This is a genomic window from Chryseobacterium vietnamense (assembly GCF_031454475.1).
Lineage (GTDB): Bacteria > Bacteroidota > Bacteroidia > Flavobacteriales > Weeksellaceae > Chryseobacterium > Chryseobacterium vietnamense.
Genome location: NZ_JAVDQX010000001.1, coordinates 25187 through 51036, shown reverse-complemented (window position 1 = coordinate 51036; position 25850 = coordinate 25187). Strand labels below are relative to the sequence as shown.

General features: G+C 36.9%; 22 protein-coding genes. 10 read left to right on the top strand and 12 right to left on the bottom strand.

The genetic code is table 11. The features are described from left to right. Nucleotides 1-28: 28 nt before the first annotated feature. The 3 genes from J2786_RS00230 to J2786_RS00220 form a co-directional block, all read right to left on the bottom strand. Complete coding sequence (locus J2786_RS00230) at nt 29-2086, bottom strand: M13 family metallopeptidase (protein WP_047432946.1); 2058 nt, start codon at nt 2084-2086, stop codon at nt 29-31. Between the two features lie 187 nt (nt 2087-2273). Next, nucleotides 2274-5672: a trifunctional glycoside hydrolase family 18/polysaccharide deacetylase/glycosyltransferase family 2 protein gene (locus J2786_RS00225; protein WP_047432949.1), complete on the bottom strand. Its 3399-nt coding sequence runs from the start codon at nt 5670-5672 to the stop codon at nt 2274-2276. Nucleotides 5673-5761: 89 nt separating this feature from the next. After that, nucleotides 5762-7012 (bottom strand): CinA family nicotinamide mononucleotide deamidase-related protein, encoded by a 1251-nt coding sequence (locus tag J2786_RS00220; protein WP_047432951.1) that lies wholly within the window; start codon nt 7010-7012, stop codon nt 5762-5764. 113 nt (nt 7013-7125) lie between these two features. On the opposite strand from J2786_RS00220, the gene J2786_RS00215 reads away from it, so the two are divergent. After that, nucleotides 7126-7599, top strand: a complete 474-nt coding sequence (locus J2786_RS00215; RefSeq protein WP_047432954.1) for a DUF7832 domain-containing protein — start codon at nt 7126-7128, stop codon at nt 7597-7599. Nucleotides 7600-7662: 63 nt separating this feature from the next. Here the strand turns inward: J2786_RS00215 and J2786_RS00210 are convergent, their stop codons facing one another. Further along, entirely contained in the window at nt 7663-8205 is a 543-nt protein-coding gene (locus tag J2786_RS00210; protein WP_047432956.1) for a lipocalin family protein, read from the bottom strand. Nucleotides 8206-8279: 74 nt separating this feature from the next. Beyond that, nucleotides 8280-9014 carry a LytR/AlgR family response regulator transcription factor gene (locus J2786_RS00205; RefSeq protein WP_047432960.1) on the bottom strand — a complete coding sequence of 245 codons (735 nt, stop codon included), beginning with the start codon at nt 9012-9014 and terminating at the stop codon, nt 8280-8282. A 173-nt stretch (nt 9015-9187) separates the two neighbouring features. On the opposite strand from J2786_RS00205, the gene J2786_RS00200 reads away from it, so the two are divergent. After that, entirely contained in the window at nt 9188-9541 is a 354-nt protein-coding gene (locus tag J2786_RS00200) for a WG repeat-containing protein (RefSeq protein ID WP_082001984.1), read from the top strand. 24 nt (nt 9542-9565) lie between these two features. Here the strand turns inward: J2786_RS00200 and J2786_RS00195 are convergent, their stop codons facing one another. Then, nucleotides 9566-11359 (bottom strand): tetratricopeptide repeat-containing sensor histidine kinase, encoded by a 1794-nt coding sequence (locus J2786_RS00195; RefSeq protein ID WP_047432964.1) that lies wholly within the window; start codon nt 11357-11359, stop codon nt 9566-9568. 138 nt (nt 11360-11497) lie between these two features. Here J2786_RS00195 and J2786_RS00190 point away from each other — a divergent pair, with 138 nt between their 5' ends. Together J2786_RS00190 and J2786_RS00185 are read left to right on the top strand one after the other, a co-directional pair. Beyond that, the gene (locus J2786_RS00190; protein WP_047432967.1) at nt 11498-12172 is read left to right on the top strand and encodes an SIMPL domain-containing protein; all 675 of its coding nucleotides are present in this window, start codon (nt 11498-11500) and stop codon (nt 12170-12172) included. A 198-nt stretch (nt 12173-12370) separates the two neighbouring features. After that, the gene (locus tag J2786_RS00185) at nt 12371-13561 is read left to right on the top strand and encodes a VWA domain-containing protein (protein WP_047432970.1); all 1191 of its coding nucleotides are present in this window, start codon (nt 12371-12373) and stop codon (nt 13559-13561) included. A 388-nt stretch (nt 13562-13949) separates the two neighbouring features. On the opposite strand, the gene J2786_RS00180 is transcribed toward J2786_RS00185, so the two are convergent. Further along, nucleotides 13950-15155: an NAD(P)/FAD-dependent oxidoreductase gene (locus J2786_RS00180; RefSeq protein WP_047432972.1), complete on the bottom strand. Its 1206-nt coding sequence runs from the start codon at nt 15153-15155 to the stop codon at nt 13950-13952. Nucleotides 15156-15269: 114 nt separating this feature from the next. On the opposite strand from J2786_RS00180, the gene J2786_RS00175 reads away from it, so the two are divergent. After that, nucleotides 15270-15650 (top strand): SpoIIAA family protein, encoded by a 381-nt coding sequence (locus tag J2786_RS00175; RefSeq protein ID WP_047432974.1) that lies wholly within the window; start codon nt 15270-15272, stop codon nt 15648-15650. Nucleotides 15651-15720: 70 nt separating this feature from the next. Here the strand turns inward: J2786_RS00175 and J2786_RS00170 are convergent, their stop codons facing one another. Beyond that, on the bottom strand, nt 15721-16923 hold the full coding sequence (locus J2786_RS00170) for an MFS transporter (protein WP_310023557.1): 1203 nt from the start codon (nt 16921-16923) through the stop codon (nt 15721-15723). Nucleotides 16924-17107: 184 nt separating this feature from the next. On the opposite strand from J2786_RS00170, the gene J2786_RS00165 reads away from it, so the two are divergent. Then, the gene (locus J2786_RS00165; RefSeq protein WP_047432977.1) at nt 17108-18001 is read left to right on the top strand and encodes an AraC family transcriptional regulator; all 894 of its coding nucleotides are present in this window, start codon (nt 17108-17110) and stop codon (nt 17999-18001) included. A 267-nt stretch (nt 18002-18268) separates the two neighbouring features. Here the strand turns inward: J2786_RS00165 and lipA are convergent, their stop codons facing one another. Further along, nucleotides 18269-19135 (bottom strand): lipoyl synthase, encoded by an 867-nt coding sequence (gene lipA, locus J2786_RS00160; RefSeq protein ID WP_047432979.1) that lies wholly within the window; start codon nt 19133-19135, stop codon nt 18269-18271. A gap of 115 nt (nt 19136-19250) precedes the next feature. Here lipA and J2786_RS00155 point away from each other — a divergent pair, with 115 nt between their 5' ends. Then, nucleotides 19251-19883, top strand: coding sequence for a hypothetical protein (locus J2786_RS00155; protein WP_310023553.1), 633 nt, complete (start codon nt 19251-19253; stop codon nt 19881-19883). A gap of 109 nt (nt 19884-19992) precedes the next feature. Here the strand turns inward: J2786_RS00155 and J2786_RS00150 are convergent, their stop codons facing one another. Further along, nucleotides 19993-20553 carry an RNA polymerase sigma factor gene (locus tag J2786_RS00150; RefSeq protein WP_047432984.1) on the bottom strand — a complete coding sequence of 187 codons (561 nt, stop codon included), beginning with the start codon at nt 20551-20553 and terminating at the stop codon, nt 19993-19995. Between the two features lie 128 nt (nt 20554-20681). Here J2786_RS00150 and tyrS point away from each other — a divergent pair, with 128 nt between their 5' ends. Continuing rightward, a complete protein-coding gene (tyrS, locus tag J2786_RS00145; protein ID WP_047432987.1) occupies nt 20682-21977 on the top strand; it encodes a tyrosine--tRNA ligase in 1296 nt (431 codons plus the stop codon). Nucleotides 21978-22048: 71 nt separating this feature from the next. Here the strand turns inward: tyrS and J2786_RS00140 are convergent, their stop codons facing one another. Beyond that, the gene (locus J2786_RS00140) at nt 22049-22465 is read right to left on the bottom strand and encodes a hypothetical protein (RefSeq protein ID WP_047432990.1); all 417 of its coding nucleotides are present in this window, start codon (nt 22463-22465) and stop codon (nt 22049-22051) included. A gap of 200 nt (nt 22466-22665) precedes the next feature. Between J2786_RS00140 and J2786_RS00135 the strand changes: the two genes are divergently transcribed. Beyond that, nucleotides 22666-24639, top strand: a complete 1974-nt coding sequence (locus J2786_RS00135; protein WP_047432991.1) for a tetratricopeptide repeat-containing sensor histidine kinase — start codon at nt 22666-22668, stop codon at nt 24637-24639. Continuing rightward, nucleotides 24629-25267 (top strand): response regulator, encoded by a 639-nt coding sequence (locus J2786_RS00130; RefSeq protein ID WP_047432994.1) that lies wholly within the window; start codon nt 24629-24631, stop codon nt 25265-25267. The genes J2786_RS00135 and J2786_RS00130 overlap by 11 nt, the downstream gene beginning before the upstream one ends. A 44-nt stretch (nt 25268-25311) precedes the next feature. Here the strand turns inward: J2786_RS00130 and J2786_RS00125 are convergent, their stop codons facing one another. Further along, nucleotides 25312-25743: a hypothetical protein gene (locus tag J2786_RS00125; RefSeq protein ID WP_226798587.1), complete on the bottom strand. Its 432-nt coding sequence runs from the start codon at nt 25741-25743 to the stop codon at nt 25312-25314. Nucleotides 25744-25850 lie beyond the last annotated feature (107 nt).

Sequence of the window (25850 nt, the reverse complement as noted above, 5' to 3'; positions counted from 1 at the left end):
ACCGCCCATTGCTGAGCGGTTGTTATTGTTACCAGATTTTGATTCTGTCTTCCGGAGCTTTGTATAATTTGTCTCCTTTTTTCACGTCGAATGCTTTGTAGAAAGCGTCAACGTTGATAAGCGGACCGAAACTTCTGAAATATCCTGGAGAGTGTGGATCAGTTTTCACCTGATTTACCATATATTTCTCACTTGATAATGTTCTCCAAACGGTTGCCCAGCTTAGGAAGAATCTCTGATCCTGAGTGAATCCGCTGATTTTTCCTGGGTTTCCTTTGTCTTTCAGATACATTTGAAGAGCGTCATAAGCGATGTTTACTCCTCCTAAGTCAGCGATATTCTCACCGTTTGTGAAAGTACCGTTTACAAAAGTTCCTTTTACAGGCTCATATTTGTCATACTGAGAAGCAAGAGCTTTTGTTGCTTTTTCGAAGTTCGCTTTATCTTCCGGAGTCCACCAGTCTACCAGGTTACCGTCTGCATCAAACTGCGCCCCTGAATCATCAAATCCATGGCTCATTTCGTGTCCGATAACGGCACCGATACCTCCGAAGTTTACGGCAGCATCAGCTTTAGGGTTAAAGAATGGCGGCTGAAGGATAGCAGCAGGGAATACAATCTCGTTGTTTACCGGATTGTAATATGCATTTACAGTTTGTGGAGTCATTCCCCATTCTGTTTTATCTACCGGCTTACCAATTTTAGCTAAGTCTTTATTGTATTGCCATTCACCGATGTTCTGAAGGTTTTGATATAAGTTTCCTCCTTTAGCTTCAGAAACGATATTTAATTTTGAATAGTCTTTCCATTTATCAGGATAAGCCACTTTTACCGTGAACTTGTTCAGCTTCTGCATTGCTTTTTCCTTAGTCGTTGAAGACATCCAGGCTAAGTTATTGATATGGACGGCAAAGCTTTTCTTTAAATAGTCAATCAATTCCACCATCTGAGCTTTTGCTTCAGCAGGGAAATATTTCTCAACATATAATTTTCCAAAAGCTTCTCCCAAAGAACCGTTGATCAGCTCAAAACCTCTTTTGTTAAGAGCTCTTTGTTCCTGCTGTCCTCTAAGGTATTTACCATAGAAAGCAAACTTCATGTTTCCTAAGTTTTCACTTAAATAAGAAGCGCTTCCGTGGATCATGTGGAATTTCAGATAATCCTTGATTACGGGAAGATTCTGAGCATTTACCAGTTTATCAAAATTCTTGTAGAATCCTAATTCACTGATAATTACTTTATCAGAATTTACGCCTACTTTTTTAAGGTAACCTGGAAGGTCAACATTTTTTACCAAAGCAGAAAGTTCAGCCATCGTCTTAGGATTGTACTGAAGCGTATTATCACGGCTCTGCTCATTGGTCAGATAAGTCTGTGCAATGCTTTTTTCGTAATTAACGATACCTTTTGCTGCTTCGTCAGCATTTTTGTATCCTAATTCTTTTAGCATGGAAGCTACATATTTCTGATATTCAGCAATAGCTTCTGTATTTTTCTCGTTTACTTTCTGATAGTAATCTCTTCCTAAACCTAGAGAAGCATTACCTAAGTAAACCGCATTCATTTTAGAATCTTTAAGGTCTGCATCCACTCCCCATCCGTAGAAAACGTTTTCGCCTTCTTTGGTTACAGAAGCAAGGTAGTTCTGAAGATCAGCCATGTTTTTAATAGCATCAATCTTGTTCAGATTTTCCTGGATTGGTTTGATTCCGTCTGCATTTCTCTTCTGCATGTTCATGTAAGTAGCATACAGATCCTGAATTTTCTTCCCTTCACTTCCGTCAGCAAATTTATCTTTCAGAAGAGAGTTCAGGATGGTCATGGAATTGTTATCCGTATCCTCAGCCAGTTTATTGAAACTACCCCAAGTTGGTTTGTCAGATGGAATTTTGGCAGTTTTCATCCAGGTTCCACTTACATAGTTGTAAAAATCATCCTGAGGACGTACTGAAGTGTCCATCAAGCTAAGGTCTAAGCCTTTGTCTGTGTTAGTTACTGCTACTTTAGCAGCTTTAGCTTGTGCGCTCATAGTAGTTTGAGTGCAGATCCCTGCTATTAAAAACAAAGAAAGCGTTATTTTTTTCATTATGATAACAATTTATAGAATATGTATGATTTATTTTGAATTTGTTACTTTTTATGAAAACAAATTTAAATAAATAACATTACAGCATTATAAAAATCTATAAAAAATAGAAGTTGCGAGCAGGAAGCTGGAAGTTATGAAAATCGTACAATAACTTCCAGCCTCATTCTTCCGGCTTCCCGGCTTCTTAAGAAGCTGCTATCTCTTTCACATTCCCCGTTCTTTTCAGAAATCCCCAGGATTGCATTTCGCCTTTCAGTGCTTTTCTTAAACTTTTAAACAATACAATATACATCAACCATCTATACCCGAATCTCTGCGGAATAATATACAGCAGATTAATAAGTTTTTCCCGCTGCATGATGAATGCTACTAAAGCTAATGAAGCATCCACCAAAAGGAAGATCAGATAATAGGTAAATATTTTATCTCCGTTTCCGGATAGAATTCCAAAGAACATAATCACGTCTGCCAATGGCGAGAAAAATGGGATGATGTATTGGAATAATAAAATATTCGGCATTGCCCAGAGTCCCAATCCTTTATATCCGGGATTAAGGAAAGTCTGTCTCTGTTTCCAGAACATCTGCATAATTCCGTAGGTCCATCGAAAACGTTGTTTTAAAAACTGTTTCACCGTTTCCGGTGCTTCTGTGACTGCAACGGCCCTGTTTTCATTAGCAACCGTATATCCGGCTTTTAATATTTTTACTGTGATATCACAATCTTCTGCTAAAGTATCGGATGAATAACCACCTGCTTCAATAATCACAGCTCTTTTAAATGCACCGATAGCGCCCGGAATTACGGTAATAGCATTGATGTGAGCATAGGCCAGTCTGTCAAAATTCTGACTGGTTGTATATTCTATAGCCTGCCATCTGGTCAGCCAGTTGACTCTGTTTCCTACTTTCACGTTTCCTGCTACCGCTGCAATTTTTTCTGCAGGGTCTGAATTTAAGAATCTTGCGATCATATATTTCACTGCATCCTGCTGTAGTTTGGTATCTGCATCAATACATACTACATACTCAGCATCCGTCTGTGATATTCCGAAGTTCAGGGCAGTGGCTTTTCCGCCATTTGTTTTGGTGAAGATTTTCAGTTTCGGATGATCAGGAAATGCTTCTGATACCTTTTCATAGGTAGAATCCCTGCTTCCGTCATCTACCATAATAATGTTAAAATTCGGGTAGGTCTGTTTCAACAAATTCTGCAGGGAAGAGACAATATTCACTTCTTCATTATAGGCAGGAACAATGATTGAAACCTTCGGATAAGATTCCATAACCGGAAATTCACCCAGTTTTTTTTCTTTTTTTCTTTCTTTAAAAGCCCAGTATGCCATCAGCATTAGTCGGATCATTCCTAACACAATGAAAATGGTAAACAATGCCACCAGAAAATGGCTTATTCCATAAATGACAGTTGCCAATACAAGGTTCAGCTGCATAATGTAATAGGACTTTGTTTTAGGAACTTCAGGCATCAGTTCGCTTCTGCTTTTGTGCAGAATATTCGTCAGATTAGTAAAATGATAACCTTGTTTCTGAAGAGTGGGAATCAGAATTTTTAAAGCTTTTACGGTTTCTTCTCTGGTGTCTCCGCCTGCATCATGAAGGAGAATGATATTTCCTCTCTCTTGTTTAAGCCCAGCCATGACACGTTTTACAATTTCATCTGCTTTTATTCCCGGCTGCCAGTCTTCGGGATCTATATTTTCCCCGATGTCAAGGTAATTTTGCTGTCTTGCCAAAGCTACCGGAATGATCTCTTCTGAAGTGGTAGGCTCAGAATCGGCATTATAAGGTGCTCTGAACAGAATCGTACTATGTCCCGTCACACATTCTATGAGCAAACGGGTAAGCTTCATTTCAAGTAAAGCCCTTTCCGGACTTACTTTAGCTACATTTTCATGGGTGAAAGTGTGGTTTCCGATCTCATGTCCTTCACGATAAATCCGTTTAACAAGCGGAAGGTTTTTTTCTGCATTTAATCCTACCAGAAAGAATGCTGCCGGAACGTGATATTTGGACAGAATATCCAATACCTGCGGAGTATATGTTTCGTCCGGGCCGTCATCAAAAGTAAGAACGAGCTCTTTCTGAGGAGCACTTCCATATTTTTTCACTTCATAGGAACTTGGATAAGTGATATAATTCTCATCTGTGATAATTTTCTCTTTCGGATCAATTTCCAATGCAATTTTTCCGTCATGAGGGGTATTCAGAACATCCAGTACTTCTCCGTCTCCGATATAATCCACCATGGTCTGCCCTTTTACATTTTCAAGCGATTTCAAATTCACTTTGGAAAGGCCGGCAAACGTAAGATCTTTGTCATAGAAATTCCAGACCCTGCTGTCTTCACTTCCCAGTCTCCAGAGTGCAGTTCCTGCCAAAGGATATTCTGACGAGAAACGCATTGTGTTAAAAATGGAGGCCGCATCATTGAAAAATACGGTATGGGTTAAATTCTTAGAATCTGTATAAGAATAATTCAGATTAAAGGTATTATCATTAAAATCAATAACGGCTTTACTCGCACTGGCTTTTGTAATCGCCTGCATATAGGTAACAGAAGTATTATCATCCGGATTGGAACTCCAGTCATAGCCATACGCTCCAAGACCCAGAATTATTTTTTGCGGAGAGGTTTGTTTCACAATTTTGCCAGTCTGTTCTTCAATCCATTTTTGAGAAGAAACAGGTCCTGCATCACTTCCTGCAGAATATTCATCATAAGCCATCAGTACAAAGTAATCTACATAAGGATTCAGTCTTGGAATATTGTAATCATCATTATCCGTCATAATATCCATCGTTACCAGCAACTGATTCTTTTTGAAGGTTTCTGAAAGCTCTTTCATAAAAGCAATCAGATTGTCATCAGAATTCAGGTTCATATCCTCAAAGTCAATATTAATTCCTTTGAAGTGATATTTTTGACATTGCTGGGTAATTTTCTGAATCAGACGGGTTCTTTTCTGCGGATCATTAAGAACCTTACCCAATCCTTCTGAACGGAATTCTCTGTCGGAATTGTTACTCAGCATGGGCATTGCAGCCACACCTGTTCTTTTGATCACTTTATAACCTTCCGGATCCACATTGGTTTTAAGGTCACCTGTTTTGGGATCAAGGAAAAACCATTCAGGGAAAACAAGATTGACGTGTCTGATATTTCTTTTCAGAGACATCAGCGACTGAGGATCCCAGGCTACATAAAATGCAGAACGGATGCCTCCGGGAAACTGATCCCAGTTCCGGTTCTGATTTTTGTATCGTTCTGTTCTTGCCTTCTGAATTTTGTCAAGGTTGGTATGAATTGTTTTTTCAGAAATAAAGCTCCTGAAACCTTTATATTCTTTGGAAATTTTATTCTCCTGAAGATAAGGTCTGTTGGCTGTAATGACAGCTTTATAATCTTCTTTAAAAGGAATTTTAGGACTTCTGTCCAGGGTCATCATCAGACCTAAAGCAAGCAGAAGCAGTATTCCTATAAAGATAAAAACACGGCTTCCCCATTGTACACTTTTCCAGCGTTTTTTGCTGCTGGTCTGAAAAATCTGTTTGGAATTTTCCACGATTTTTGAAATTTATTGAAGGGCTCTCAAAAAGTGTGAAAAACTATATAAAAATTAATTAAAAAAAAATTAAAAAGATATGCCTGTATTTAACTGTTTACAAGAAGACTAACCAAATCCTGAATTACCTTTTGGGAAACAAAATCCATAAAATCTACTCTTTCCAGATGGGGCATGTATAATTTGGAGGTCACTTCCTGCTCATTGATTCTGATCGTATAGTAAACCGTTCCTATATCTTTGCCATCTTCTCCTTTTCCTGGTCCGGCAACACCTGTTGTAGAAAGAGAAATATGAGTTTCAAACAATTGCTGACAACCTTTGGCCATTTCCTGAGCTACCTGTTCGCTCACCACAGTGAACTCATCAACAGTTTGTCTGGAAACATTTAGAATTTTAATCTTTTTTTCTGTGGCATAGGCTACCATCCCACCAAGGAAATATTTTGAGCTGCCGGAAACTGAAGTGATCATTTTTGCCAGCTCACCTCCGGTACAACTCTCTGCAGTTGAAATTGTGAGATTTCTTTCGGTAAGCATTTCAGCCAGAATATTTTCAATTTTATCCTCAGATACTGCAATCACATGGCCTTCTACCAGAGGAAGCAGCTTCTGAATTTCTTCTTCTGTCTGTTGTTTCAACTGCTCTTCGCTATCTCCGGAGGCTGTCAGACGAAGTTTCACGCGCGTTCCCACCGGAAGATAAGACAGTGCAATATTTTCGGGAAGTGCCAGTTCCCAGTCTTCAATCTTATCTGCAAGAATACTTTCAGGAATTCCTACCACAGAAACAATTCTGGTATGGATATAATGAAGACTGAATCTTTGCTGTAAATAAGGAATAATCTGATCTTTAATAAGCGGTTTCACCTCATAAGGAACACCCGGAAGGCTGTAGCATAGTTTTCCATCCTGCTCCATCATCATACATGGAGCGGTTCCGTAATGATTTTGAAAAACAATGGATTTGGTAGGCACAAAAGCCTGTTCTTTGTTTCGTTCCAGAATATCCGCACGTCCGCGTCTCTCCATATACCCTTTAAGGTGGTTGAAGGTTACCTCATCCAAAGCTATTTCATCGTTGAAATATTCTGCCAGTGCTTTTTTGGTTTTATCATCTCTGGTGGGTCCAAGTCCTCCTGTGGTAATGACCAAATCGCCGGTTTCAAAGGCAGTGCTCAATGTATTTTTAATGGTTTCAATTTCGTCTGAGATTGTAAGAATCTGAATAACTTTTATTCCTATATTTTTAAGTTCAGCAGCAATAAAGTTAGAATTGGTATCTACCGTATTTCCGGAAAGGATTTCATCACCGATAGTAATCAGAACAGCTTTTTCCATATATCTTTTTGTTGAAAAAAATTCTATGCAAATGACGGAAAATTCTATGGCTGTGACAATATAAATTGATTTTTTCTATTTTTGCCTGAATTATCAAAAACTACAACAAGATTATGTCTAAATATGATGATGCTTCATGGCATTATGGTGGTGATTTTCCGGAAGAACTTCCTCAGAAAAACGGGGCTACACACACCGGAATGTTCCTGAACTGGTGTATTCACAACGATCTGATTTCTGATGAACTGAAAGAAGATGGTGAAGAGGAAATAGAAAAACTAAAACGAAGAGAAATTACTGGTGCAGAATTCATTATGGATTCCTGCGACGGAAAATTCTCTGAATATGACCTGAATGAGCTGGGAAATCTTTTTGCAAAGGATTATTATGCAGACGACACAGATTTCGGAAACAGATACAGCTCATTTGCTGATGATTATGTAAATATTTTTGATGCGAAAGCTGAGGAAAGTGACTACGAATATGAGACCTTCTATCACATCGAGGATACCTACGAAAACTATGATCTGATGAAACAGGTTATTGATCACCGTTTTGAGGAATGGAAGGAATATATAAATAGCTAATAATGAAAAGATAAAATCGCAAAACGGCTGATGTACAAATTGATCCTTTTGCGATTTTGTTTTTTATTGATTATGCTTCACCCAGATCAATTCATCGGTATTATAGCCGATTTTTTTTGCTTTCTGAATAAAACGCTGGCGGATACTTTCAGGAATATTGGTAGTACGGGAAAGAATCCATAAATATTTTAGACTGCTTCCTGCTACCAGGGCATATTGATAGTCTTCATCAATATCTATAACATTATAGCCTGCCCAGATCGGTTTAAAAAATGACACTTTCAGACGTGCTTCTGTGGGATCTTTTACAAATTTTGCTTCCCCTATAGATTCATTCCATACTTTTTTGGTGTAATCATAGCCTTTATTTCTGACCTGAACTGTTCCGTCCGGATTCTCTGTATACTCTGCAGTAACATTATCCATATTTTTCTCAAACCTGTAATCAAAACGGGCTATCTCATACCATCTGCCCAGGTATTTTTTCAGATTAAAATTCTTTACCGCAGATGCTCCTCTGGGAATTCTTACAGAATAGGAATTGAAAACAATAAGCCCCAATGCTCCTAACGAAACGGGAAGTATAATTTTATGAATAGTTTTCATGACAGAAAGATTTTGTGTGGTTGCTATAAAAACGTCAAAAATAATGCCTTATGCCTGTTAAGGTACAATAATTTCTATGAAAATACTTTCAGGAAATTATCTTTAAAGCTTCCTGAAACTTCAATTTCTGTATCGTCAGACAACATGACCGTTCCGCTTTTATGATAGGATTTTACAAAACCTGTATTGATAATATGGGAACGGTGAACCCTCACAAAGGGATTTTCCAGAAGATCATCAAAATGTTTCAGAAAACGGCATACCATCTTTTTCGAGCCGTCTGTAAGATACACCTGAGTAAAGTTTCCATCCGCCTGAAGTCTTACGATATCTTCGGTTTTTACCACGTCAAATCCTTGTAAAGTTGGTAAAATCAATTGCTGTTTTTCAGGCTTTAATTTCAGGTTTTCAAGAAGAATCTTATTCCGGTTGAGCTCTTCTTTTTTCTCAAGGCTTTCCGCTACTTTATTCACCGCAAGAATCAGCTCCTGAATGTCAATAGGTTTTAAAATATAATAACTTGCTGATTTATTCAAAGCCTGCAAAGAATATTGTGAAAATGCGGTAATGAAAATGGTTTCATAGGAGAAATCTTTGGTGGCTTCAAGAACGTCAAAAGCATTTCCAAAAGGCATTTCTACATCCAGGAAGACCAGTTGAGGTTGTTTTTCAGCAATTAACGGAACGGCTTCTTTAATATTTTCGGCTTCACCCAAAATCTCCACTTGCGGACAGTATTTGGTAAGATAGCTTCGTAAAACTTCTCTAGCTATGAGTTCATCATCTACAATGACAGCTTTTATTTTCATACATCAGATTTTAGATGGCAGGCAATAGGTTGCAGATGCAAATTAGGAATATTTAACCAACCTTACAATTTGCTGACACAAGTTCTCAAGCCATACTTTTATTCATTTTTATTGCAAGAAAGATGCAAAAGAATTATTTTAGAGATTAAAATTAATAAACCAGACAACATCATATGAAATCAAAGCTTCTTATTCTTTGCTGCATGAGTGTATTCAGTTTTTCTTTTTCACAGATGAAAATTTCGGAAAGAGAGGATATCAGTAAGATCAACAACAACTGGAGACTTACAAAAACCAATTCCGGGACGTATGGAATTTCAGATATAAGCGGAAAAATCATCACTCAACCTGTATATTCCAGGATTAATAAATTCGGTGAATACTCCGAGGATCTGGCATTGGTAAAAAACATAACGGGAACCTATGGATTTATTAACCGTTCCGGTGCTGAAATCATTCCTGCTCATTATGAACTGGACTATATCAAAAAGAATTTTTCTGTTTTAAAGAAAAAATACATCAAATAGAACCGCAGATCAATCCGGATTCAATTACTTCAGATTGATACGGATTGTTACCAAAACACCATTATTATTTTCCTTATCCTTTACAGAGCAGGTGATCTCTTTTTTGTATAAATCATTCAGCAACTGAATTCTTTCCAATGTATTTTTCATGCCTCTGCCCTCTCTTGTTTTCTGATGTTCTGTTTTTTGCTTTTTACTTTCTTCAATACCTATTCCGTTGTCTTCGATAAGAATTTTAAGATGGGATTCACTTTTCTCAAAGCTTAATTTTAAAAATCCTTTTTCGGTTCTGTAGCGGAGTCCGTGCCAGACAGCATTTTCCAGAAACGGCTGTATCAGCATTCCCGGAACCTGAAGGTTTTGCATATTCAAACTTTCATCTACTTCAATTTCATAATCGAATTTATCCGCAAAACGGGTCTTTTCAAGCGCCAGATAATTTTGCAAAAGGTCGAGTTCCTGCTGAAAAGGAATAAAATCTTCAGTGGAATTTTCCATTACGCCACGCATCAGCTTGGAAAATTTTGTAAGATACTGATTCGCTTCCAGTTCATTATTGGTTGCGATAAAGTGATTGACACTATTTAAACTATTGAAGATAAAATGAGGGTTCATTTCTCTACGAAGCGACTGAAGCGCTATCTTTTTATTTTTTGTCTGAACCTTCTTCAGCGTTCTGAAAATAAAAATAATTAATCCTGTCAACAGAATTAAAGCTCCAATCAGACTGTAATTAAAAACGTTCTTCTTTCTGATCAATTCATCTTTAAGCTCTTTTTCTTTTTCCAGCTGTGAAATTCGCTGTTCCGTATCTTCCAGAATTTTATTATCAACAAGACTTCTGTCTTTAGAGACAAGATTCGGAAGTTTTCCCAAAAAATCTCTGTACAGCTGAACGGAAGCATCTACATTTCCTGAAATTGCATAAAGGCTGTCCAGTTTTTTTACACTTTTCTGAGCTTCCAGTGTATGGCCTTTATCTAAAGCAATTCCATAGGCATTTTTCAAAAGATCCACAGCTTCCTTCGGATCGTTTTTCTTAATATAAATATCTGCCAGCTCCTGAATCTGGTTGACTTTTTCCTGTGAGTTTTCTTTTACGAAATCTTCTGTCAGAACTTTCTTTTTGGCTTCAATAGCTTTCTCAAAATTTTTGTTTTCTACATAAAGATCTGCCAGTTTTTGATTGATGGCCAGAGCCTGTTGAGGAGCTTCCTTTTTAGAAATTCTATAGGCTGTATTCAGGTTTTCTTCAGCACTGGAAACATCTTTCTGTTTCAGATTAACCTCCGCCAATTGGCTGTAGCTTTCTGCAAGATCGCCTTGCTCATTTTCTTTTTTAGTCAGATTGATATTACTCTGGATGGCTTCTGCTTTCAGTTCCGGCGTGGGAGAAGAAAGTCTTGCCGCATCATTAGAATTCACAGCCCTGCTTTTTTCGCTGTAGCTCATCTGTGCTGCCATGCTGTAATTGCTGATGGCAGGAGTTATTTTATTCTGTTTTTCCTGTGACTGGGCTAATCTTCGGGTTACTTTTTCAATATTGGCCTTGTCATTGAGCTTTTCATACAGTTTTTTTGCTTTTGTATAATACTCTTCACTTTTCGGAAAATTTCCGCCATTGAAGAATGTTTCACCAATATTATAATAAGAATCTGCCTGCGCGGGTTCATTTTTGGAATCCATTGCTTTTTTCAGCTTCTTTGTTTCTACCTGTACCTCTTCCACAGCAGCACTGCTGTTATTAGTGGTTTGGGAATGGATCATATTTCCCCAAAACACCAGTAAAAAGATAGTAAAGAGTGTAAGCATTTTCATAAAACAAAGATATACATATATATAGTGTACTCAAAACTATTCACCAAGTGAAAGCTCTGTTTCACCAAGTCTCCCGGTTTCGGGCTTCTGATCGGCGTAATTTTACATCAGTAATTAAAAATTTAAAAACAGGAAATTATGAAATTGAAACATTTTTTATTAATCGGAATTTTAACCCTTGGAAGCTTTGTAAATGCTCAGGAAGTAAAGAAAAACGCCATTGAAGTAACAGGCGTTGCCGAAATGGAAGTGGAACCGGATGAAATTATCTTCAGCATCGGGATAAAAGCTGATAATAAAAACGATCTGGCAGAAAATGAAAAGAAGTTATTTGATATTTTAAAAAATGCAGGTGTAAAGAACGAGGACATCAAGTTCAAATCTATGTACCAGAATATCTATTCTAAATCAGCTAAGTTTTCTAAGAACTATCATTTTAAAGCCAGTGCAAAATCAAATCTTAGCAAAATCTTTGAAGACCTGAACCAAAAATGGGTAAGCAGCCTGAACATTGCAGAGGTAAAGAATACCAAAATTGCAGATTTCAGAAAAGCAGTAAAGATCAATGCTCTGAAAGCCGCTAAAGAAAAAGCAGATTATTTATTGGAAAGTATGGGCAAAAAGACAGGTAATGCTCTTGAAATTGTAGAAATAGAAGATTACACCAGCGATATGATCATGCCTGTAGCTTATAAAGCAAGAACCAGCAATATCCAGTTGGAAATGGCGGATGCTCCGGTAGATTTCTCTTTTGATAACATTGAAAATATCAAACTGAAATACAGCATTAAAACAAAATACGAAATCCTTTAAAATAACAGATTTAAAAGACAGTTCCTTTGGAGCTGTTTTTTATTTCTTTACCGCTTCCCAACTCACCAAGTCAAAAGCCCGCTTCACCAAGTTTCCCGATTTAAAGCTTTAAATAGAGATAATTTTACTTCAGGAATTCAAAATAACAATAAAACACTATTCCCTAATTACAACAAATAACCAATAAAAAATACGACTATGACAACGTTAAAAATCTTAGCACTTGCAGCGGGAACAGCTTTTTTAAGCTCCGGTAATATTCCGGAAAACCGCTCTGCAAAAAGTAATATTGACAGCCATTTACCGGCACAAAAAGGAACATTGATTCCGGCCAACGCAACCTTAAAGGACAATAAAATTCAGGTTGCCCTTTTACTGGATACCTCGAATAGTATGGACGGGCTGATTGATCAGGCAAAATCCAGATTATGGAATATTGTAAATACTTTAACAACACTTAAGTACAACGGGAAAGCTCCCCAGATCGAAATTGCGCTTTATGAATATGGTAATGACGGAATCCGCGATGAAAATTATATCCGTCAGGTAACTCCTCTTACTCAGGATCTTGATCTGGTTTCTGAAAAATTATTTGCCTTAAGAACCAATGGCGGAAGTGAATATTGCGGTGCTGTCATCCGTGATGCTGCTGCCAACCTCAATTGGGATGGAAATGAGAAAAGTATGAAACTGATTTATATTGCAGGAAATGAAGCATTTGATCAGGGTAAAATAAATTATAAAGATGTGATTTCAAAATCAAAGGCTAAAAATATATACACCAACACTATTTTCTGTGGAAGCCGGGAAGAAGGAATCCAGACTTTCTGGCAAAATGGAGCCTCATTAGGAGGTGGGAAGTATTTCAATATTGATAGTGACAGAAAGGTACTTTATATTGAAACTCCTTATGACCTCAAAATTTCCGAATGCAATGCAAAGCTGAATGACACTTATATCTATTACGGAAATCACGGTTCGGAATACAGACTAAAGCAGATTACACAGGATAAAAACGCAGAAATGCAGTCAGCTTCCAATCTGGTAGAAAGAACAGTTGCAAAATCCAAAAAGAATGCCTACAAAAATGATCACTGGGATCTGGTGGATAAAGCTGAAAAAGATGCAGGATTTATTGCTACTGTAAAAGAAAGTGAACTGCCTGCAGAGTTGAAAGGAAAAAGCAAAGAAGAAATTCAAAAAACAATTGCTGCCAAATCTGCGGCACGCGATAAAATTCAAAAAGAAATAGAAGAACTATCCAAGAAACGCCAGACTTATATTGATTCCGAAATGAAAAAACGGGGAAATGATGATTCTGATGATCTGGGAAAGGCCATTGAAAGTTCTATTGTTGAACTTGCGAAAAAGAATGGGTATAGTTTGTAGTTTAAGCGGGTTGAGGCCCGCTTTTTTGCTATTCACTACATTATGATAAGTGCTCTATATCTTACAATAATTTAGATTAGATTCCTATGGAACGACACAATTGAAATAATGATTTATCCAGGCAGTTGTCATTCCGAAGGAATCTAAATAACCTTTTTATAACTGGCATTCGCAAATCTGAAGCTTAAAATGTGTAAAAACTTATGTGAACTTATTAAGCGCAAAGATATCCCCGAAAGCTTATTGAAGTGTTTAAAAACTTTTGTGGCTTTTGTGGTTTGTTTCTTCCCACAGATTTCACAGATTTTTCAAAGATGATTACGGTTAATATTTGCAGTTATAAAAAATCAGGTTTTTAAAAACTTATGTGGCTTTTGTGGTAAAAATATCATCTTCCAAACTTAAAATACCTTGATAACGGATGCTTTTTGCCTTTCATAAACAAAGAAGCCATTTCCATTCCCGCTACTGAAAAGGTAATTCCGTTTCCTCCGAAACCTAACACAAAATAAGAATTTTTAAATTTTTTATGCTCGCTGATATAGGGTAAGCCGTCTTTTGTTTCCCCAAAAGTTCCAGCCCACACAAAGTCTGTATAGAAATGATAGTCAGGTTTTATTTTCTTTAGTGTTTTGATGATCTTTTCTTCTTTTTTATCTAAAATAGCATCACGCTTTTCTGCATTATAAAAATCTTCATCTTCACCTCCTATTAAGAGCCTTCCGTCATCGGTAGTCCGCATATAGAGATAAGGAGTATCGGTATTCCATACTAATGTGCTGCTGATGTTTTTGAACTTGTCTTTATCAATTTCAGAGACGGCCGCGTAGGTACTTTTAAGATTGACAAAGTTTTCTTTGATCAGATTTTTGCTTTCGTATCCTATACAGTAAATCATTTTTTTGGCTTTGATCTGAAATCCGCTGTCTGTGGTAACCAGATTAAATCCTTTATGTTCTTCTACTTTTACCATTTCAGTTTTATCAAATATCTTCAATCCTTTCTTTACATTATGCATAAAAAGCTCATGGGCAAATTGAAAAGCATCAATGCTTGCGCCCTGTTTTGACAAGATTCCGCCATACGTATTTTCAAACCCGAACTGGTCCAGAACATGATCTGCAGACAGCCACTTTACTTCAAATCCCGCAGCTTTTCTCGCTTCATATTCTTTTTTCAGCCATTCCAGATCTTTCTTTTTTGAAACATAATACAATGATTTTTTGCGTTTGAAACCTGCTTTGGACCTGATGGTTTTTGTAATTTTTTCCAGTGTATCAATAGCATCGCTACAGGCTTTATAGCTTAAGACCGCTCCTTTTTTCCCTATCTGATCAATCAGCTCATACAGGGGAACATCTATTTCATATTGTAACATTGAAGTGGTAGCGGAAGTACTTCCGTTGCAAAGCTCGCGTTTATCAATCAGGATGGTTTTGTACCCGTCTTTTATCATCTGATGAGCGATCAGGCTTCCCGTAATGCCGCCTCCAATAACGAGAACATCACATTCTTCATTTGATTTTAAAGATGGATAAGATGCTAACAATCCGTTTTTTAGAAGCCAGAAAGGTTCATTTGATTTGAGATTCATATTAATATTTTACACTGAAACTAACAACATTTATACCTTTTTTAACAATTTTCTACTAAATTATGGTGTAATTATTGTTATTCTTTTAAACTGAACCACCATAAAATATTGATTATGATAACAATTATTCCAGAAGCTCCGGAGAATGTTGCAGCATTTAATGCAACGGGAGAAGTAACGAAAGAGGATTTTGAAAAACTGGTAATTCCGCGCGTAAAAGAGAAGGTAGAGCAGTTCGGTGAGCTGAATTATTTATTGTATTTGGATACCGATCTGGATAATTTTACCATGGGTGCATGGCTTGAAGATTTATTGTTGGGACTGAAAAATCTTACCAACTGGAATCGTTCAGCTATTGTTACAGATAAAGAAGGGATACGTGATTTCACCAGTGTTTTCAGTGTTCTGATGCCGGGAGAGTTTAAATCTTTCCCCAAAGAAAATTTATACAATGCACTCTACTGGTGTAAAAATGGAGATGAGGTAGAGGCATAAAGATTATTTGATAAAAAATCGCCTGTTTCTTACTGAAACAGGCGATTTTATTCTTAACTAAGGCTCATTTTTATTTATCGCATGACACACATTCAGCAGCCACTTCTTTTTCATCCTGAGTCTTTGAACCATACAGGTACATATATCTTACACTGATAACCACTCCAATAAAAGTCATGCCTACTCCTACCAACGATGGATATTTGAATGAGTAGCCATATTCTAAAGGAATTCCGCCAAGGAAAGCACCCATTGCATTCGCAATATTGAAACCGGCCTGCATAAAAGCGGCGGCCATCATTTCACTTTTCGGGGCAGCTTTCATCATCATAATATTGATGGGTGAGGCGATTGACATGGATAGAGCACCGCACATAAATGTCAGTACCAAAGCAATATTCGTATATTCTGCAAGGAAGAAAACACCTCCGAGAGAAATCATCATCAGGAAAATCAGTAATACGCACGTTTTTTCAGGTCCCAGCTTATCAGAAACGATACCTCCCACCAGGTTTCCAACTACCATTCCGGCTCCGGCAAGAACCATTACATAAGCCATCTGACTGCTTTTAATCCCTGCAACAATAGTCATCAAAGGAGTAATATAGCTCAGCCATGTGAACAATCCTCCAAATCCAATGGCTGTAATAGCCAATACCAGCCACGACTGTTTATTTTTAAGGAATTTTAGCTCTTCCATGAAGTGGGTATTCTGATTGGATTCCAGATTTGGAAGCCACAGTTTTAAAAATAAGATGGCAAAAAGCCCGATAACAGCCACAATAGCAAAGTACAGCCTCCAGTGGAACGTATGTCCGATATAGGTAACCATAGGCACCATTGCCAGATTGGCAACTGTAAGCCCCGTAAACATCATCGATATATAAAAGGCTTCTTTTCCTTTTCCTGCCATTCTTGAAGCTACCACTGTTCCAACTCCGAAGAAGGCTCCATGTGGAAGTCCGGACATAAAACGGATAACAAGCATACTGTTGTATCCCGGAGCAATGGCCGAAAGTGCATTAAATAATGTAAAAAGGATCATGAAAGCCATCAGGACTTTTTTCGGAGGAAATTTTACAGAATATCCAATCAGAATTGGCGCTCCGATAACTACGCCCATGGCATATGCTGAAATCAAATGTCCGGCTTGCGGAATCGTAATCTGTAATGTTTTGGCAATATCCGGCAGCAGTCCCATTACGGTAAATTCCGTAGTTCCTATTCCTAAGCCACCGATTGCCAGCGGTATTATTCTTTTATCAATCTTCATTGTATCTAAATCTTTTTTCTGAATTAATTTTGTTCAAATTAAAGGATCGCCTGAGTATCTTTATTTTGAAAGTGCAAAAATCGAAAGAAAGTTTGAATTTCACACCTCTTTGAATGATAAAAATTTGCTCCATATTAACCTTTTTATTTAATTTTAAATTCAGAAACAATCAAATCAGGACAAAATGAAAATCCAGAAAGAAATTATTGAATTTGAAAATGGGAAATCATTCAAGCTATTTTCTCCCTCTTTGAAAAACTGCTTTTTCTGGCATTATCATCCGGAAATTGAACTGGTATATGTAGAAGCTGTGAACGGAATCCGCCACGTTGGAAAAAATATTTCGGGCTTTACAGACAGTGATCTTTTACTGATTGGTTCCAATGTACCTCACCTTAATTTTGACTATGGTATTCAGACCGAATGCAAGCAGCTTGTATTGCAGATGAGGGAAAGCTTCCTTCAGGACATTATTCTTCCTGTTCCTGAATTTGAAAATATTAAAAATCTTTTAGAACGTTCCTACCTCGGACTTTCATTTTCAGGTGAAACCAAAAATACAGTTGTTGAAAAACTACAGGTTATTAAAGATAAAAACTCTTTTGAATCTTTGGTTGGGTTAATTGAAATTCTGCAAATTCTCGCCGGATCTACCGAAGTAAAGGAACTCAATAAAGATGATACCCGGATTAAATGGTTTTTGAATGATAAAATCAGAATGGGAACCATTTACGACTATATCCACGAAAATTATGACAGAAAACCCAACGTAAATGAAGTGGCCAAAGTTGTAAGTTTGAGTACTCCTGCTTTCTGCCGGTATTTTAAAAAGCAGACGAATATGACCTTTACAGATTTTGTCAACAATTACAGGATCAATCAGGCTAAAATATTTCTGCTGAAAGACCAATCTGTGACGGAAGTTTGTTTTCAGGTAGGTTTTGAAAGTCTTTCTTATTTCAATAAATTATTCAAGCAGCATACGGGAGAAACGCCTTCTGAATTCAAGAAGAAACATTTCAGGCCTATTGAAATTAATGGAAGAATCGGAGTGATTAAGAAGGATACAACTTGTTAAATAATTTTTAATGAAAGTGGACTAAATTCGGCTGCTGTGGATGTTTTTGTGAGTGTTGTATGAACCACCCCGTCAAAAATTCTTTGAATTTTCGCCACCCCTCCAAAGGATGGGAATAATGGCAGCCATTAATGTAAAGATTGCACATTCATTAGCTGACCACTGATATCTACAACCTATTACCTATAATCCACTACCTAATATCTGCTACCTGATCCCTGCCACCTGAAAAAACAAAAAACCGTTCATTGCTGAACGGTCTGTATTTTAATGAATATGTTTTTCCGCGTGGTAAGAACTTCTTACGAGTGGAGAACTTTCCACGTGTCTGAAACCTAAACTTCTTGCAAAATCCCCGAACTCATCAAATTCCTCAGGCGTGATAAATTTCTTTACCGGAAGATGTTTTTTCGTCGGCTGCAGATATTGTCCAAGTGTGATTACATCTACATTAGCGTTTCGGATATCTTCGATTGTCTGGAAAACCTCATCTTTAGTTTCACCTAATCCAAGCATTACTCCTGTTTTGGTTCTTCTTTGTCCGGCTTCTTTCAGATATCTTAATACTTCAAGGCTTCTTTCATATTTTGCCTGGATTCTCACTTCTCTGGTCAGACGTTTTACGGTTTCCATGTTGTGAGAGATCACTTCAGGAGCTACCTCTACTAATCTGTCAAGATGTTTTGTAAGTCCCTGGAAATCCGGAATCAGAGTTTCCATAGTTGTTCCCGGAGAAATTCTTCTTACAGCATTCACTGTTTCTCCCCAAAGAATAGATCCCATATCTTTCAGATCATCACGGTCTACAGAAGTAAGAACGGCATGTTTGATCTTCATTAATTTGATGGATCTTGCTACTTTTTCAGGTTCATCCCAGTTTACATCAAGCGGTTTTCCTGTTTTTACACCACAGAATCCACAGCTTCTTGTACAGATATTTCCTAAAATCATGAAAGTAGCTGTACCTTCACCCCAACATTCTCCCATGTTCGGGCAGCTTCCGCTTTGGCAAATGGTATTTAATTTATATTTATCAACCAAACTTCTCAGCTCTCTGTAATTCTTTCCGGTAGGAAGTTTTACGCGGATCCATTTTGGTTTTTGAACGGTAGTGTCTTGAACTGAATTTTCCATTTCTAAAATTGAAGTTCAAAGTTAAGGATTTTTTAATGGAAACCATCAACCGGATATATTGATGAAATTGATCATTCAGATTTCCTTTGTATATTTATCTCTTCAAAATATTCTTATGAAAAAAATATTCTTCTTTTTATCCGTGATATGCGGAACATTTTGTCTTGCCCAAAAACAATTTCAACCCACAGGTTCTACCATCATTGAAACAGTAGATGGAGATCTTGATGGTGATAAAATTCCTGAAAAAGTAATTATTTACAATACAAAAGACACCACAGATATGGGAAACATCCGTGAAATTCAGATCCTGAAAAAAGCTGGTGGAGCATGGACAGTTCTTGAAAAATCCAGAAATGCTGTTATGGAAAGCAATGGTGGAGGCATGATGGGTGATCCTTACAGAGAAACTAAAATAGAAAAAGGAATTCTGATCATTTCTCAAAACGGCGGAAGCAGCTGGAAATGGGATGTTACAGACAAGTACAGATTTCAGAACGGTCATTTTGAACTGATAGGAACTTCTTCTACTTCGGGAAGACCTGGAGATTACTGGAAAGATGTTGATTTTAATCTTTCAACGGGGCAGCTGAACTATTCAAAAGAGGTGGAGAATACTGCTGAGTATGGTAAATCTTTAAAGGAAACTTATATTAAAAAAGGGCTAAAGATCAATCTACAGAACAGAAATCAGGAAAAGCAGCAAAAAATAGTTCTTCCGAAAACAAAGGAAGAGGTTTATTTTTAAATAAAAGTTGTGGGATATAAGTTTGGGCTAAAGCCCATTCTGGATTTATATTTTTAGTAAACGGGCTAAAGCCCGTTTCTATTGAATAGTATGTATTGAATTATCAAGCTTAATGATCATCAAATTCATTATTCTTCAACAACTCAGCTAAGACTTTTTTGGCACGCATTACCCTTACTTTGGTATTGGCAACGGAGATTCCCAGTTCATCAGCAATTTCTTTGATGCTTTTTTCTTCAAAAAATCTCAGCTTGATAATATCCTGATAATTAGCATCCAGGGATTCTATGGTTTTGATGATCTTCTTTTGTTCTTCTTCAGAAATCAACAGTTCTTCGGGAGATTTTGCATATTGGTTTTTGACCTCATCAAGGTTTTCCACGGCGTCTTCATTGTCCCGGTTTTTCTTTCTCCAAAAATCAATAACGGTATTCTGGGCAATAGTCAGTATCCAGGTTTTAAACTGAAAATGAGGATCAAACATATCCAGTTTCGACAATACTTTTGAAAAAACATTCACTGTAATTTCATCAGCATCATTTTCGTCTCTTACCTTTTTCATGACAAAAGAGAAAACATCCACCCAAAAAACATTAATGAGTTTAGTCTGGGCCTTCTGATCTTTATCTTTGGCCTTCTGGATGAGCAGGAATAGCTGTTCGTCGTTCATTAATAACAAATATAGATTATTTGGGCTGAAAAACAAAGTATAGGAAAGGTAAAATGGTAAAAAGGCTTTACCCTTAATACTTATGAATTTACTATCTTTGCAACTTAAAATTTTAAAGTTAAAAATCAATGAATTCCTTTATAGAAGAACTGAAATGGCGTGGTCTGTTTGCCGATATGATGCCAGGAACCGATGAACAACTGAATAAAGAGGTAACTACTGCATATATTGGTTTTGATCCTACCGCCGATTCTTTACATATCGGAAGTCTTATCCAGATAAAAATTTTGGCTCACTTCCAGTTGCATGGCCACAAGCCCATTGCTTTGGTGGGAGGTGCAACAGGAATGATTGGTGATCCATCCGGGAAATCTGCTGAAAGAAATCTTTTGGATGAGGAAACTCTTTTACACTATGTTGACTGTTTAAAAAATCAGCTTTCAAAATTTTTAAATTTCGAAGGAAACGAGCCTAACAAAGCTGAGTTAGTGAACAATTACGACTGGATGAAGAATATTTCTTTCCTTGATTTTGCTAAAAATGTCGGGAAAAATATCACGGTCAACTATATGATGGCTAAAGATTCTGTGAAGAAAAGGTTCTCTGGAGAATCAGGGGCAGATGGAATGAGTTTTACAGAATTTACCTACCAGCTTATCCAGGGATATGATTTCCTGCATTTATACCAAAACAACAATGTGAAGCTGCAGATGGGAGGTTCTGACCAGTGGGGAAATATTACTACAGGTACAGAATTGATCCGTAGAAAAGCTCAGGGTGAAGCATTTGCATTAACAGTTCCATTGATTACCAAGGCAGACGGTTCGAAGTTCGGGAAGTCTGAAAGCGGTGAAAATTACTGGCTGGATAAAAAGAAAACTTCTCCTTACAAGTTCTACCAGTTCTGGCTGAATGCTACTGATGAGGATGCTGAAAGATTTATCAAGTTCTACACATTCTTAGGAAAAGAAGAAATTGAGACTTTAATTGAAGAGCACAAAACAGCTGCCCACGAAAGAAAATTACAGAAGAAACTTGCAGAAGAGGTTACAGTTTGGGTACATGGAAGAGAAGAGTATGAAAAAGCGCTTAAAGCTTCTGAAATTCTTTTCGGCCGTTCTACGGCTGAAGATCTTGTAAGTCTTGATGAAGAAACATTCCTTGAAGTTTTTGACGGGGTTCCTCAGAAAGAAATTGCAAAAGCTGATGTTTTAGGAGTAAATATTATTGATCTTCTTTCTGAAAAATCAGGGTTCTTAAAATCTAAGAGTGAAGCTCAGAGAGAGATCAAAGGAAATTCAATCTCTGTCAACAAGCAAAAAGTGAATGATACTTTTACCGCTAATGAAACAGATCTTATCGATGGTAAGTTCTTATTATTACAAAAAGGTAAGAAAAGCTACTTTATTGTAAAAGCAAACTAGTAGAAAATATATATAAAAAGCGGCGCTGAGAATGATCTCAGCGCCGCTTTTTTGTCCTAAATAATTTAATATTAAAATGTATAGCTTGTAGAAGCTGACAGATATTGTCCGCTGGAAGTTCCTTCTTTCTTCAACTCTCCGTCTACCCAGATCTGAACCTTCAAAGTTGCGGAAGCATTCGGTCCAACTGCGTTTACGGCAACATTGGCACTGTATGCTCCGGGTTCTGATGTCACTTCAGGGCTGGACCATGTTGATCCGCTCAGACTTGATGCTGTAGTTGGGTTACCGTCAATTCCGTACACCGCTACGTCAATATTACTTCCTGAAGAAGCGATTGCTTTAAAAACCACTTTATGACTTTTCCCCGCTCCATTCTCATTGTCATCGTTATCTTTACTGCATGAAGCCGTAAATCCAATAAACATTGCTGCTATTACTGCAACAAATGCTCCTCTTAACAGCTGATTCATTCTCATTTTTTTCATAATCTTTTTGTTTAAATTTTAGTTACTATATTGAATATTCTATGATTCATGATTTGATGTTTGCAAAGCTATGAGCATCACCTACGTCTATCAATCCTGAAAAACCAGTAATTTTTTCTACCTAAATTCAGGTATTTTTTATGCTAAAATTTTTAGTTAAATTGAGCGTTTAAAAAAATATTCTACAGAATAGATCCATAATGAAGAGATTACTTGTCCTGTTAAGCCTGTTTTTGTCTTTTGCGTTACAATCCCAACAAATCATTCCGCTTAATGAGAAATCTTATATAGACAGCTTACAAAACATTACAAAAGGAACTTATCCCGATACATCAAAAGCAACGGCTTCATTCCTTTTATCAAATTATTACAGGAACAGTGATTCCGTTTTAAGTAAAAAGTATCTTGCAAAAGGGAAAATACTGGCTCAAAACAATCCTTTTATTTCAGCAAAATATTATTATTACGAAGGACAGTATAATCTGGACAGGAATAAGAAGAAAGCTTCGGCTTCCTATCAACAGGCTATACAATCGTTATCGAAGTTCAAAAATGAAGAGTCTGATTTCTTTCAGGCACTTGCGTGGTACAGCTACGGAGTTTCTCAAAAGGATAAAGAGGGTTATATTCCTTTGGTCAAGATAATGCTTGAAAAAAGTATCCCACTGGTTGAAAAATATGAAAACAGCAGGAATTTAGGATTTCTATATACTCAGCTTGCGGTTATTCTTACTTATAATGCTCAGTTTAAAAAAGCTGAGGATTACAATAACAAAGCCCTGGAAATCCTTGAAAAAAACTACCCCAATTCTGCTGAGTTATTTTTTACCTATCTCAATGCTGCCAACAATTTCTGTTATCAGGCCCATGGAGATGAAGCGGAAAAGTATCTGCGTAAAGCTGAAAAACTTATCAAAGCATATCCTGAATCTTCATCCAATGCTTTTTATTATTACAGTAAAACCTTATTGTATATTACCCGCCAAAAAAATGAAGAAGCACTTCCTGTGATAGAAAAGGGAATTTTTTATACCAGAAAGTACAATCAGAATCTTCTGGCTCAAATGTTTTATTTCAACAAGTTTGATATTTTAAAGAAACTTAAAAGGTATAAGGAGGCCAAGACTACCCTGGAAGATGTTTTAAAAGAAAAATCTTTAGCTATTGATCTTAATAACAGAAAAACCTTTTACAAACAGCTTTCTTTACTTAATGAAGAATCGGGAGATACCAAAGAAGCGCTGATATGGGAACAGAAATACTCCAGGTTGAATGACAGCCTTAATACAGAGAATGTAAAAATTGAAATCAACAAACTTGAATCTAAATTCAATACAGCTGAGAAAGAAAGAAAAATAGCAACCTTAAATGCTGAGAAAAATCAAAAAGATCTGGAAGTAAACAAGAAGAACTCTTATTTGTGGGGAATGGGTCTTGTTTTATTACTGGCATTAAGTCTTCTGATCTTCCTGTTTATTATTTTCAGAAAAAACAAAAAAATAAACGAACAGAGAATCAATGATATTAAGCAAAAGGAAGAATTATCGTTAACCAAAGCCATTCTTGACGGTGAAGAAAGGGAAAGAGAACGTATTGCAAGAGACCTTCATGATGGTCTGGGAGGAATGCTTGCCGGAGTAAAGATCAATTTTTCTACCTGGTCTTCCAACCACCTGCACCCTGAAAAAGATCAGGAGTTTTATAAGATACTGGGACAGCTGGACAGCTCTGTAAGTGAACTCCGGCATGTAGCCAGAAACTTGATGCCCGAATCATTGCTTAATTTTGGTTTGGAAACCGCTATACTCGACCTGTGTGAATTTTACAACAGAAAAAACCTTGAAATTGATTTTCAGGCTATTGATATTGAAAAGAAATTACCTTTAAATGTCCAGCTTAATATCTATCGAATTGTACAGGAGCTATTGGCCAATGCTGTAAAACATGCCGAGGCCAGCAATATCCTGCTTCAATGCTCACAATCCGGCGAGAATTTTCTGATAACGATTGAAGATAACGGAAAAGGATTCGATAAAAATATAGAAAACACTACCAAAAGTATGGGACTTCGTAATCTGAAAAACAGAGTCAACTACCTGAAAGGAAAAATGGAAATAAGTTCTGATAATCAAGGAACAACAATTAATATAGAACTCAACATCCATGGAGAATGAAAAAATAAATATTGTTATTGTAGATGATCATCCTATTGTTATTGAAGGACTACGAATGATGCTGAAAAGCCAGCCTTTCTTTAATGTAGCAGGAAGTTTTGCATCCGGAGCGGAAACATTAAGTTTCATCCGTTCAGAAATGGTAGATATTGTTCTTCTGGACATTACCCTCCCCGATTCTAATGGAACGGAACTCTGCAGGGAAATCAAAAAAATATCGCCAAATACCTCTGTGATTATGTTCAGTAACCGTTCGGAACGAAGCATTATTATGCAGTCTATACAAAACGGAGCGAGCGGTTATCTTCTCAAAAACACGTCCATTGATGATCTTGTAATAGGTATAAGAGGGGCACTTTCGGGAGATATAGTTTTCTGCAATGAAACCAAACAGATTATCAGTCTTCCTTCCCAGACTCATCTTCCTGTTCCCAGACTTACTAAAAGGGAAAAACAAATTCTACAGATGGTGGCACAGGGAAAAACAAGTAATGTAATTGCTGAAGAACTGTTTTTAAGTCCTCTTACCGTGGACACTCACCGTAAGAATCTGCTACAGAAATTTCAAGCAAAGAACTCAACAGAACTGATCAACTTAGCGTTACAGCAACGTCTGATTGAAGAATAAAAAAACCGCTTTTAAAGCGGTTTTTTTTATAATGTTAAAGTAATTTACGGTTCTAAGAAGCTGTAATCAATAGAAGCAACCAATACACCTTTACCTTTCTTCTTCACTGTTCTTGCCACCTCACCATCAATGTAAAGGGTGATTGTCAATTCAGAATTATCATCCGGCATTGAAGCGTTAGCATCAAGATTCAGCTGTGCCTGGCTGGAATTCACAAAGAATTCTCCACTTGTCCATGGTGAAGTTACAGGAGACTGCGGAGTATTGTATATTGTATTCTGAGCTGTACCTACTTGTGTTACAACACTTATAATACTTCCTCCGGAAGTTGTCTTCACTTCGAATTGAACCACATGATCCTGAAATTCTTCATCGTCATCTTTTTTACAAGAACTAACAACGGTGATTACAGAAAATAATAAAACGAATAAAAAAGAAAGTCTAAGTAAACTTTTTGAATTGTAAAATTGCTTCATTTCTCCAAATAGATTTTTTAATGTTTCAAATATAAGTTTTTTATTAATATAAAAATAACTTTTATGAAAATTTTCCAATAAAGATTTCCAAATAATATCAAATCAAT

Excerpts from the sequence above, each read along its gene's own strand:
- J2786_RS00140 (WP_047432990.1), bottom strand. The coding sequence starts at position 22,465 with ATGAAAAAAATGAGAATGAATCAGCTGTTAAGAGGAGCATTTGTTGCA.
- J2786_RS00165 (WP_047432977.1), top strand. The coding sequence starts at position 17,108 with ATGAAAATCCAGAAAGAAATTATTGAATTTGAAAATGGGAAATCATTC.
- J2786_RS00155 (WP_310023553.1), top strand. The coding sequence starts at position 19,251 with ATGAAAAAAATATTCTTCTTTTTATCCGTGATATGCGGAACATTTTGT.
- tyrS (WP_047432987.1), top strand. The coding sequence starts at position 20,682 with ATGAATTCCTTTATAGAAGAACTGAAATGGCGTGGTCTGTTTGCCGAT.
- J2786_RS00170 (WP_310023557.1), bottom strand. The coding sequence starts at position 16,923 with ATGAAGATTGATAAAAGAATAATACCGCTGGCAATCGGTGGCTTAGGA.
- J2786_RS00180 (WP_047432972.1), bottom strand. The coding sequence starts at position 15,155 with ATGAATCTCAAATCAAATGAACCTTTCTGGCTTCTAAAAAACGGATTG.
- J2786_RS00175 (WP_047432974.1), top strand. The coding sequence starts at position 15,270 with ATGATAACAATTATTCCAGAAGCTCCGGAGAATGTTGCAGCATTTAAT.
- J2786_RS00150 (WP_047432984.1), bottom strand. The coding sequence starts at position 20,553 with ATGAACGACGAACAGCTATTCCTGCTCATCCAGAAGGCCAAAGATAAA.
- J2786_RS00130 (WP_047432994.1), top strand. The coding sequence starts at position 24,629 with ATGGAGAATGAAAAAATAAATATTGTTATTGTAGATGATCATCCTATT.
- J2786_RS00210 (WP_047432956.1), bottom strand. The coding sequence starts at position 8,205 with ATGAAAACTATTCATAAAATTATACTTCCCGTTTCGTTAGGAGCATTG.
- J2786_RS00125 (WP_226798587.1), bottom strand. The coding sequence starts at position 25,743 with ATGAAGCAATTTTACAATTCAAAAAGTTTACTTAGACTTTCTTTTTTA.
- J2786_RS00205 (WP_047432960.1), bottom strand. The coding sequence starts at position 9,014 with ATGAAAATAAAAGCTGTCATTGTAGATGATGAACTCATAGCTAGAGAA.
- J2786_RS00230 (WP_047432946.1), bottom strand. The coding sequence starts at position 2,086 with ATGAAAAAAATAACGCTTTCTTTGTTTTTAATAGCAGGGATCTGCACT.
- J2786_RS00215 (WP_047432954.1), top strand. The coding sequence starts at position 7,126 with ATGTCTAAATATGATGATGCTTCATGGCATTATGGTGGTGATTTTCCG.
- J2786_RS00200 (WP_082001984.1), top strand. The coding sequence starts at position 9,188 with ATGAAATCAAAGCTTCTTATTCTTTGCTGCATGAGTGTATTCAGTTTT.
- J2786_RS00220 (WP_047432951.1), bottom strand. The coding sequence starts at position 7,012 with ATGGAAAAAGCTGTTCTGATTACTATCGGTGATGAAATCCTTTCCGGA.
- J2786_RS00195 (WP_047432964.1), bottom strand. The coding sequence starts at position 11,359 with ATGAAAATGCTTACACTCTTTACTATCTTTTTACTGGTGTTTTGGGGA.
- lipA (WP_047432979.1), bottom strand. The coding sequence starts at position 19,135 with ATGGAAAATTCAGTTCAAGACACTACCGTTCAAAAACCAAAATGGATC.
- J2786_RS00185 (WP_047432970.1), top strand. The coding sequence starts at position 12,371 with ATGACAACGTTAAAAATCTTAGCACTTGCAGCGGGAACAGCTTTTTTA.
- J2786_RS00135 (WP_047432991.1), top strand. The coding sequence starts at position 22,666 with ATGAAGAGATTACTTGTCCTGTTAAGCCTGTTTTTGTCTTTTGCGTTA.
- J2786_RS00190 (WP_047432967.1), top strand. The coding sequence starts at position 11,498 with ATGAAATTGAAACATTTTTTATTAATCGGAATTTTAACCCTTGGAAGC.